The sequence below is a fragment of the Acinetobacter sp. MB5 genome (genome assembly GCF_003261585.1).
GTDB lineage: Bacteria > Pseudomonadota > Gammaproteobacteria > Pseudomonadales > Moraxellaceae > Acinetobacter.
In genome coordinates this window covers 1-9,090 of the sequence record NZ_POVU01000034.1, presented here as the reverse complement: position 1 = coordinate 9,090, position 9,090 = coordinate 1, and the positions used below count along the sequence as shown (strand labels likewise).

The 9,090-nt window shown below is 37.5% G+C and carries 12 protein-coding genes and 2 pseudogenes; 7 read left to right on the top strand and 7 right to left on the bottom strand.

Features of this window, described 5'->3' with window-relative positions; genetic code table 11:
- On the top strand, positions 1–421 hold a 421-nt coding region (locus tag C1A47_RS17315), incomplete at its 5' end, for a DDE-type integrase/transposase/recombinase (RefSeq protein WP_162625983.1).
- Positions 422–440: 19 nt separating this feature from the next.
- Here the strand turns inward: C1A47_RS17315 and C1A47_RS17310 are convergent.
- Entirely contained in the window at positions 441–917 is a 477-nt protein-coding gene (locus tag C1A47_RS17310; RefSeq protein ID WP_111896264.1) for a hypothetical protein, read from the bottom strand.
- A 4-nt stretch (positions 918–921) separates the two neighbouring features.
- Positions 922–1,053, bottom strand: coding sequence for a hypothetical protein (locus tag C1A47_RS17980; RefSeq protein WP_264756277.1), 132 nt, complete (start codon positions 1,051–1,053; stop codon positions 922–924).
- A 312-nt stretch (positions 1,054–1,365) separates the two neighbouring features.
- On the opposite strand from C1A47_RS17980, the gene C1A47_RS17305 reads away from it, so the two are divergent.
- Positions 1,366–2,256 carry a LysR family transcriptional regulator gene (locus C1A47_RS17305; protein ID WP_205669605.1) on the top strand — a complete coding sequence of 297 codons (891 nt, stop codon included), beginning with the start codon at positions 1,366–1,368 and terminating at the stop codon, positions 2,254–2,256.
- Positions 2,257–2,479: 223 nt separating this feature from the next.
- Here the strand turns inward: C1A47_RS17305 and C1A47_RS17300 are convergent, their stop codons facing one another.
- Positions 2,480–2,908, bottom strand: coding sequence for an OsmC family protein (locus C1A47_RS17300; protein ID WP_111896262.1), 429 nt, complete (start codon positions 2,906–2,908; stop codon positions 2,480–2,482).
- Between the two features lie 373 nt (positions 2,909–3,281).
- The gene (locus C1A47_RS17295; protein WP_111896261.1) at positions 3,282–3,875 is read right to left on the bottom strand and encodes a TetR/AcrR family transcriptional regulator; all 594 of its coding nucleotides are present in this window, start codon (positions 3,873–3,875) and stop codon (positions 3,282–3,284) included.
- 114 nt (positions 3,876–3,989) lie between these two features.
- Between C1A47_RS17295 and C1A47_RS17290 the strand changes: the two genes are divergently transcribed.
- From C1A47_RS17290 to C1A47_RS17270, 5 genes are all read left to right on the top strand, one after another.
- A complete protein-coding gene (locus C1A47_RS17290; RefSeq protein ID WP_111896260.1) occupies positions 3,990–5,189 on the top strand; it encodes an MFS transporter in 1,200 nt (399 codons plus the stop codon).
- Positions 5,190–5,220: 31 nt separating this feature from the next.
- A complete protein-coding gene (locus C1A47_RS17285; RefSeq protein WP_162625982.1) occupies positions 5,221–5,538 on the top strand; it encodes a thioredoxin family protein in 318 nt (105 codons plus the stop codon).
- A 12-nt stretch (positions 5,539–5,550) separates the two neighbouring features.
- Complete coding sequence (gene trxB / locus C1A47_RS17280) at positions 5,551–6,498, top strand: thioredoxin-disulfide reductase (protein ID WP_111896258.1); 948 nt, start codon at positions 5,551–5,553, stop codon at positions 6,496–6,498.
- Positions 6,499–6,615: 117 nt separating this feature from the next.
- Entirely contained in the window at positions 6,616–7,005 is a 390-nt protein-coding gene (locus C1A47_RS17275; protein WP_111896265.1) for a rhodanese-like domain-containing protein, read from the top strand.
- Positions 7,006–7,434: 429 nt separating this feature from the next.
- Positions 7,435–7,920: a DUF2938 family protein gene (locus tag C1A47_RS17270; protein WP_111896257.1), complete on the top strand. Its 486-nt coding sequence runs from the start codon at positions 7,435–7,437 to the stop codon at positions 7,918–7,920.
- A gap of 133 nt (positions 7,921–8,053) precedes the next feature.
- On the opposite strand, the gene C1A47_RS17265 is transcribed toward C1A47_RS17270, so the two are convergent.
- The 3 genes and pseudogenes from C1A47_RS17265 to C1A47_RS17255 form a co-directional block, all read right to left on the bottom strand.
- On the bottom strand, positions 8,054–8,419 hold the full coding sequence (locus C1A47_RS17265) for a hypothetical protein (protein ID WP_319921971.1): 366 nt from the start codon (positions 8,417–8,419) through the stop codon (positions 8,054–8,056).
- 134 nt (positions 8,420–8,553) lie between these two features.
- Positions 8,554–8,634 (bottom strand): annotated as a pseudogene (locus C1A47_RS17975) (hypothetical protein); the annotation flags it as partial.
- Positions 8,635–8,687: 53 nt separating this feature from the next.
- Positions 8,688–9,090: pseudogene (locus C1A47_RS17255) on the bottom strand (DDE-type integrase/transposase/recombinase); the annotation flags it as partial.

Genomic DNA, 9,090 nt, shown 5'->3' with positions numbered 1-9,090 from the left:
TGACCAACCTGGCTATACCATTAATTTTTATCTTTCTTCTAGACGTAATACCAAATCAGCCTATTGTTTTCTTGGGAAAATCTTAAAGAATGTGAAGAAGTGGCAGATTCCCAAAGTGATCAATACAGATAAAGCACCCACATATGGAAGTGCTTTATCACGGTTAAAACGGGAAGGAAAATGTCCACCGGATCTTGAGCACAGGCAGATTAAATACAAAAACAATGTAATCGAATGTGATCATGGCAAGTTAAAGCGGATCATCCGAGCGACGTTAGGCTTCAAATCGATGAAGACAGCTTATGCCACAATCAAAGGTATTGAAGTGATGCGAGCACTCCGTAAAGGACAGGCTTCATCATTTTATTATGGTCAACCCCAGGGTGAAGTCTATCTGGTGAATAGGGTTTTCGGTCTTTAAGTAATTTTTAAAGGGAAAATCATCGGCTCGGATCTATATTTGCAACAGTGCCCATCGTACCACCCTGACCATCTTCATTGGCAATCCAAACGCAGGTATCTTCGGGAGTAGCAAGTGCAGACGGTGCAAAGGGAGCTGTACCATGATGGAAACAAGAGTGGGACATCCGTCCTGTATGCCACAGTTGCAAAAAAATTTGACCGCCATTGCGATGTACATCTTTTGTAACAAGTTTCCAGCCTTCAATTTGCTCCATACTGTGAATGCCAGGCGTAAATGAATACCCTTGAGCATCTTCAGAAACCTGTGTTGCTTCAGCGATAATAAGACCAGCATCGGCGTGACGACCATAGTATTCAGCCATCAGTGCTGTTGGAACATTTCCTGGCTGTGCAGCCCTACACCGAGTCATCGGTGGCATCACGATTCGATTTTTGAACAATAACTCTTTGAACTGAAAAGGCTCATAAAGTTTGCTTACTGATTGTATTGCCATAAGACTATCTTTCCAGAAAATAGGAGGTTTGTGGCATAGTAATTGATATTCCGACAATACGCCCACCATCATCAATATTGACAACAGTACCATTACCGCTACTACCACGAGTTGAGATAGAAGCTGTGCAAACCATAGGTGAATCTTCTTGTATATTCTTTTATAAAGAATTTAGATTGTATATTCATAAAATAAAGAGAACAATTGAGTTAAAAGTGGATTCTTTATTCACTTTTTTAGAATTCTGATCTTAAAATGGGAGAGGTTTAAACACAGATGTTGTTTGAGAGAGTTTTTAGATGGCAAGCTAAAAAAACCTATGTCTGTTTTCTGAATGAAGTACTTACAGCTGATCATGCAACTTTAATTTTAGTGAGCTAGAAGTCAGATGATCATCTCGCTCGCTTTTTTTAAATTAATCTTTATTTTCTTGAGAGTCTAAAAAATCATGGATTTGCTCTCGCACTTGCGAAATTTTATTGCAATCACTGACTACGGTAGCCTATCGGCTGCGGCGAAGATGCGAGGGATTGCTCCATCCGCAGTGACTGCTAGTCTACAACGTTTAGAATCGCATGTAGGTACTAAACTAGTGTTACGTTCTACTCGTGGTTTGTCACTGACGCCAGAAGGCGAACACTTCCTTGCTCAATGTCGACGTATCCTTGGTGATTTAGATGATGCTATTGATCAAGTGGCTGATTCTGGACGACTGAAGGGGACGATTCGGCTAACGTGTATCAATGACTTTGGGCGTTCGCGTTTGTCAGCACTGATTAATGGTTTTCAAGCCCATCACCCTGAAGTTAAGTTTGAGCTATTTTTGGGTGACGAAGTCGTCAACCTAATAGAAACGGGCTATGACTTAGCCTTGCGTACTGGTCCATTAACAGATTCTCGTCTTAATGCTCGATTGATTCTACAAGCTGGGCGTTCAGTCTGTGCATCACCTGAATATTGGCGTCATTATGGAAAGCCAGAACATCCAGAGGAGTTAGCACAACACAATTGCTTGTTATTGTCACGATTGGGTGATCCTCAACGCATCTGGCGATTTTATGATGACTTAAAAGAGCTTTCTGTCCGTGTTTCTGGAAACCGTGCTGCCAATGATGGAGGGTTGCTGCGACAGTGGGCCATTGAAGGGGTGGGAGTCATTCTTAAGTCTGACTATGACATCATTGAGGATTTAAAGGCTGGTCGTCTTGAAACGGCTCTAGAAAATTTTCGGCAGACAGATGTGAACCTGTATGCTGTGCATGCTGCTGGTCGACATTTACCTCGAAGGATCACCACTTTTATTGATTATCTTATTACGATGCTATCAGCAGAATACTAAGTGCTAATATATCAATCATTTGATGGTTGATTCAATTTTCAATCTTTGCCTATGAATTTGTCTAGCAAAGTAATAATAGTCCATTTTTTAGATCTTGGATGAATGGGTCGAAGTCTGATCTGCCTATGACATAGCCGCAATTTTTAAGTCTTTTCAATACTGAAAAGACCTAAAAACAGCACATATAAAACAAGAATATTGTAACTATGGCTTTTAATCATTATTACTGTGCTTGTGTAACATTCGCAATAGCAGAAACATTAATCCCTGCTTTTCGCGCTAAATTCCCAATTAAACATATTTTATCAGCTTGAGCGACCAATGACTGCGCTTTATCTAAAGTTACTGATGATGCTTCACTATCTAAAATAATATTGGCTTGATGGATAATTGAGAACTCATCATCATTCGTTTTTGCATTTGTTACGACTGAAAGACTAATAATTGGTAGCTTTTTACCATCGATCATTGCTGTAAGAGTGGAAATAAAGCAAGCCGCAGTTGATGCAACATAAAGTTCTTTAGGGTTCGAACCTGTACCAAGTCCACCATAAACGGTTGGTATAGATATTTCAGCTGTAAGGTTATCACCCTTAATAATACCTGTGCCTTGTTTACCACCTTCCCAAGTTAATTCCAAATCAATATTCATGCGAAAACCTCTATGTAAATTTATAGACAAAAAATTGCAAATGTCTGTAAATAATTATGGATCAATTAATCCATAATTTGAGAGCTTTATTTGATGTTTTATGTAACTTATTTTTTACAAAGATGATTTCTTTTTCAAAGAATAAAAATCCTATGAATAAATTAACGCTTACCAATCCCCTGTTTAAACAACTCTATTTTCTTGCACAAAATAAATAGTCAAATTGAAAATAGTAACTATATTATTTTGTTAACAAGAAGGTTTGATTGCTTGATATTTATATTCTTTAAATAAATTTGTGTAGATATCAGCAGACAATAGAAGGTTCTATAAAAACATACCAGTTAAAAGACTCTTATCTAACATGCAATTTTTAAACTTTCCAACACTGAAGTAGCGTGTCAGCAGCAGCTAATAATTGATCTTTTGAAACATGATCACGGGCTTGGATTGCAATACCTTTGACAAAGCAATCAATCATGAGAGTAATCACTTCAACATTGGTATTTTCAGGCAATTCACCACTTTCAATTCCTCTTAAGACACAACGACTTATTGCATCTCTAGTTTGCTTTCTAACATTTTTTGTCAGTTGTTCAACCTCTTTGTTTTCATCACAACAATTCAATCCCGATAAAACAGCCATACAGCCTGAAGGTGATAAAGTAGATGTTTGCATTGAAATCGTTTGATGAAGCATATTTTCAATAGCCTTTCGTGGGCTAATTGAAAGATCATCCAACGCAATAGTCACTTGCCCACAAGTTTCCATATAACGATTTAAACATTCTGCATACAGTATTTTTTTTGATCCAAATGCTGCATAAAAACTCGCTGAAGATAAATTTAGTGTCTGACGTAAATCAGCTAATGATGTACTTTCAAAACCTTTTTCCCAAAAAAGATTCATTGCAGAATCAATAGCTTTATCTCTATTAAACTCTCTCGGTCGACCTGTTCTAGACATAAATCTGATCTCTCTTTAAATCTTTTATAGACTAATCGATCTATAAAAGATTGACAATTGGGGGAAGAGTTATTAACTTATGGATCAATCATTCCATATATTAATAGGTTTTTTATGCCCATAGCTTTATACGCTCTGGCAGCAGCAGCTTTTGCCATTGGAATGGCAGAATTTGTTGTTGTGGGAATTTTACCCGCTATTGCAACTGATATGCATGTCAATATCCCGACTGCAGGGCAACTCGTATCACTATATGCTTTAGGTGTTGCTTTAGCTGCGCCGCTACTCACTGCAGCAACAGGTCGTTTAAATAGAAGAACACTCTCAGTGGGTTTGATGATTTGTTTTGTTATTGCGAATCTTGTTGCTTGGCAAGCACATAATTACACCATGCTACTGGTTGGGCGTGTATTGGCTGGTATGGTGCAAGGCGTTTTCTATTCTATGGCTACAGTGGTTGCTGCCAATCTAGTTTCAAAAGAAAAGTCCGGGCGTGCAATTGCCATGGTATTTACTGGATTAACCGTAGCGCTTGTGAGTGGTGTTCCATTGGGCACGTTCTTGTCTGAACTATTTGGTTGGCGAGCGACATTTCTATTTATCAGCTTACTCGGTTTAGCATCAGCTGCTGCTCAATGGATTTTTCTTCCTAAGAAAATTGAACGTCCTGAACCTGCAAAACTGATAGAACAATTAAGTGTTATTGCTGTCCCTCGAATGTTGCTTGTATTTTTGATTACCTGTCTAGGCTATGGCGGAGCATTTATCGCTTATACCTATTTATCTGAAATACTTCAGAAAGTTACAGGTTTTTCTGCATCTGCTGTCAGCATTGTCTTGGTGTTTTATGGCATTGCAGTAACTTTAGGCAATATTTACTGTGCAAAACTTGCAGATAAAAAAGGGCCAATTTTCACCTTGGTCGCTATGTTTATCACTTTAAGTTTAGTGCTGTTATGCATTGCACCTGCTGCAAGCAATCCCTATCTAATGATTCCATTAATTATGCTTTGGGGTGCAATGGCTTTCGGAAGTATCCCTGTATTACAGCTTTATGTGGTACAGCAAGCTGAAAAATATGCTCCAAAATCAGTTGATGCTGCATCGAGTATGAATATCTCTGCTTTTAATAGTGGTATTGCTCTAGGCGCCTGGGCAGGTGGAATTGTTGTTGCTCACTTCGATCTACTCGCTACTGGAGCAGCCGCTGCAATAGTTGTAGCGTTTAGCATTTTACTGGTGCTGTGGAGTGGATATTTTGACAAAAAACATAGTGCTATCAAAATTCGTCAATCAGTAAATGACGCTGCTTGATTTAAGATTAACTCACTCAAAAGGTACTTTCATGTCTGTTAAAGAAATTAAAACTGATGACTTCAATACATTAATCGCTGAACCTGGCTTAAAACTATTTCGTTTTTGGGCTGTATGGTGCCCACCATGCAAAGCAATGGCCCCAATGTATAAACAAGCCGCAGAAGCGATCGGTACAAATGCTTTACTGGGTGAAATCAATGTGGATTTAGAACCTGATTTGGCTGCAATGCATGGCATTCGTAGTATCCCAACCACTGTAATTTATAAAGAAGGGAAGGAGTTAACACGTTTCTCAGGAATCATGTCTGCTAAGCAAATTGCTGATTTAGTTGATAGTTATAAGTAAGAAGATGATCAAATGAGTTCACATAAACGCGTAATTATTTTAGGTTCAGGCCCTGCTGGCTATACTGCAGCTGTATATGCTGCTCGAGCGAATCTCAATCCACTCTTGATTACTGGAAGTGAAACAGGTGGACAACTCACGACAACGACTGCGGTAGATAATTGGCCTGGTGATGCTAATGGTGTCGAAGGTCCAGAATTAATGCAACGTATGTATGATCATGCTGTTCGATTTGGAACTGAGATTATCTATGATCATATAGATGAGGTAAATCTTACAAATCGGCCTTTTATCCTAAAAGGTCAGGAAGAGTATAGTTGTGATGCATTGATTATTGCGACTGGTGCAAGTGCGAAGTATTTAGGATTAGACTCTGAAACTGAATATTTCGGCAAAGGTGTATCTGCTTGTGCAACCTGTGATGGTTTTTTTTACCGTAATATGAATGTTGCTGTCGTTGGCGGTGGCAACACAGCAGTGGAAGAAGCTCTATATCTTTCTAACATTGCAAGCAAAGTCACATTAATTCATAGACGCGATACATTAAAAGCTGAACAAATCCTGCAGCAACAATTATTTAAGAAAGTTGAAGAAGGAAAAGTTCAGATTGAGTGGAATGCTCAAGTAGATGAAATCGTTGGTGATGGTGCTGTTGTCAAAGGCGTAAAAATTAGTCATGTAAATGGTCAATCCAATAAGTTGATTGAAGTTGATGGCTGCTTTATTGCTATTGGTCATCATCCTAATACTGATATTTTCTCTAATCAGCTAGATATGGTGAATAGCTATCTTAAAATCAAATCTGGTATAGATGGAATGAGCACCCAGACCAGTATTGAAGGCGTATTTGCCGCTGGTGATGTAGCCGATTCAGTTTATCGTCAAGCAATCACTTCTGCTGCAAGTGGTTGTATGGCAGCTTTAGATGTAGAACGTTATCTTGCCAGTCTGTCTGAATAAGAGCTGTAATCTAGATTAGATTGCTTGATGCTGTATGTTGAGTATCTCTCGATCATAGCTACTCAACATGCACTTAAAAAATCCCTAATTTTTAACAGCAATAAAGGAATAATCTCAATGTCTTTAAAAAAATCTTCAAAAGAACTGGTAGAAGAAGCACAGAAAAAAATTGTGTCCCTTACTTTTGAGCAAGCAAAGATACTTCTTAATAACGCCAACACAATTTTTGTCGATATTCGAGAAATTCATGAAATAAATCAATTTGGTACAATACCAAATGCCTTACATGTTCCACGCGGAATTTTAGAGTTTGTAGTTGATCCTGAAAGTCCATACTTCAACCCTATATTGGGAAAAAATAAAAAAATAATTCTTTTTTGCCGCTCTAGTTGGAGATCTGCACTTGCAGCACTCACATTACAAGAAATGGGTATTCAGGATATTGCACATTTGGTTGGTGGTTTTGATGCTTGGATTGAAAGTGGTGGGGAAGTAGTCGTTAAATAGGGAAAAATTCTAATAACACAGAATTTATTATCATGAAATGTTAGAAATATATTGGTTTTTTCTTGATCTTTTATTTTGGATTAATTAATCTAATGATAGTTATAGAATGATTGAGCCAAAATTAAATTCATACTGATGACAGTAATTTTTTATTTCTTAATCATCAAATTTACAGAATTTACACTCTCAAACATATACCTCCCATCTGATATAGAGCTGATTGTAAGCTTACCTATAATGAATACTCTGCTAAAAGCCTTTAATAGCCAAGAGAATGATTCTTCATGTCATTAGAAAATGTTACTGCTCTTTTCATTGGTGCACGTATTTTTTTCCTTACTATGAAATGGTCTATAAAGAGAAAGAAATCATATTCTATGCGATAGCACATCAACCCCATATTTATCAAAAATTATCTGGAGATATCCGATGTTCTTACATGTTCTTCTTTTCATTTTAGTTGTTGGCGTTGGCTCAACAATTGCCCTAGATTTATGGGCAAACATAGCTCGAAAAATTGGCTGGATGCCAGGAACTCATTGGCCTTCCGTCGGGAGATGGATTATTGGCGCCTTTTCTGGAAAATTGATCTTTGATTCGGAAAATACATCTCCATTTACTACAACTGAAGCGATATTGGGTTGGGGCTTTCACTATATTGTGGGTATTGCTTATGCTGCAATGTTTCCTCTTTTTTTGGGTGTAAACTTTATTGATGCACCTACAATTTTTCCATTCTTCCTTATTGGTGTTGTTATCAGTTCATTAGCAGGTTTAGGCATTTTGATGCCAGCGATGGGAGGTGGTTTTTTTGCAAGAAAAACGCCATCACCTGTTTCAATATACATCTATGTTATTGTTGCACATATTATATTTGCTATTGCACAATATTTACTTGCTTTAACTATGATTTAAATACTAAACCTAATTTTATTTTCTTAAATCAATAATATAAAAATTTTTACGTTTCCGCTCCCATTAAAAAATCCTATGGGGTTTTGGTTTAATTGACCAAATTCTCATAGGATTTTTCAGTGTCAGTTCAAGTCTATTCAAGAACGGTCATTGGAAAATTAATTTTCGTATTGCATACCATTTCTTTAGGTACCACGCGCTCTAACCATTCTGATGAATTCATCGTTGTTATTACAGGTTGATCATTCAATATCAGATTTAACCAGCGTGGTTCAGTCACTAACGCGCGACCAACTGCAACTAAATCATAACCTAATTCAAAAGCCCGTGTTAAATCTGCACTTGATTGAACATCCCCGACTCCAATCAATGTCAGATGGCCATCAAGTTTTTGCGATATTATTTTTACAATTGGCATAATATCATTTGGATTACGACGGGATGTTTGCCCATATCCCTGCAAAGATAAATGTAGATAACTGAGGTCTTTCTGCGCCAATTGATCTACAAAATATTGTGCATCTTCTAATGTTAAACCATGAGTGATTTGAGGAACTTCTTCAGGAGTTAAGCGGTAGCCGACAATAAAATCTTTTCTATTTACTTTCTTGACAGTGTCAATAAAAGCTCTACTACAGACAAAGGAAATCTTGAACGGTTCTCAATAGAACCATCCCATCGGTCAGTCCGCTGATTCGTTGTGGGTGAAAGAAATGGCACTGTTACAAATAGAGATTTGAGAAAATGATTTTTCCTTTAAAAAGTACTCAGAGACCGAAAACTCTATTCACTAGATAGACTTCACCCTGAGGCTGACCATAATAAAATGATGAAGCTTGTCCTTTACGGAGTGCTCGCATGACTTCAATACCTTTGATTGTGGCATAAGCCATCTTCATTGATTTGAAGCCTAACATGGCCTTGATGATTCGCTTTAACTTGCCATGATCACATTCGATCACGTTATTTTTGTATTTAATTTGCCTGTGCTCAAGATCCAGTGGATATTTTCCTTCGCGTTTTAACCGTGATATAGCACTTCAATATAATATGTAGGTGCTTTATCTGTATTGATCACATGTGGAATCTGCCACTTCTTCACATTCTTTAAGATTTTCCCAAGAAAACAATAGGCTGATTTGGTATTACGTCTAGAAGAAAGATAAAAAT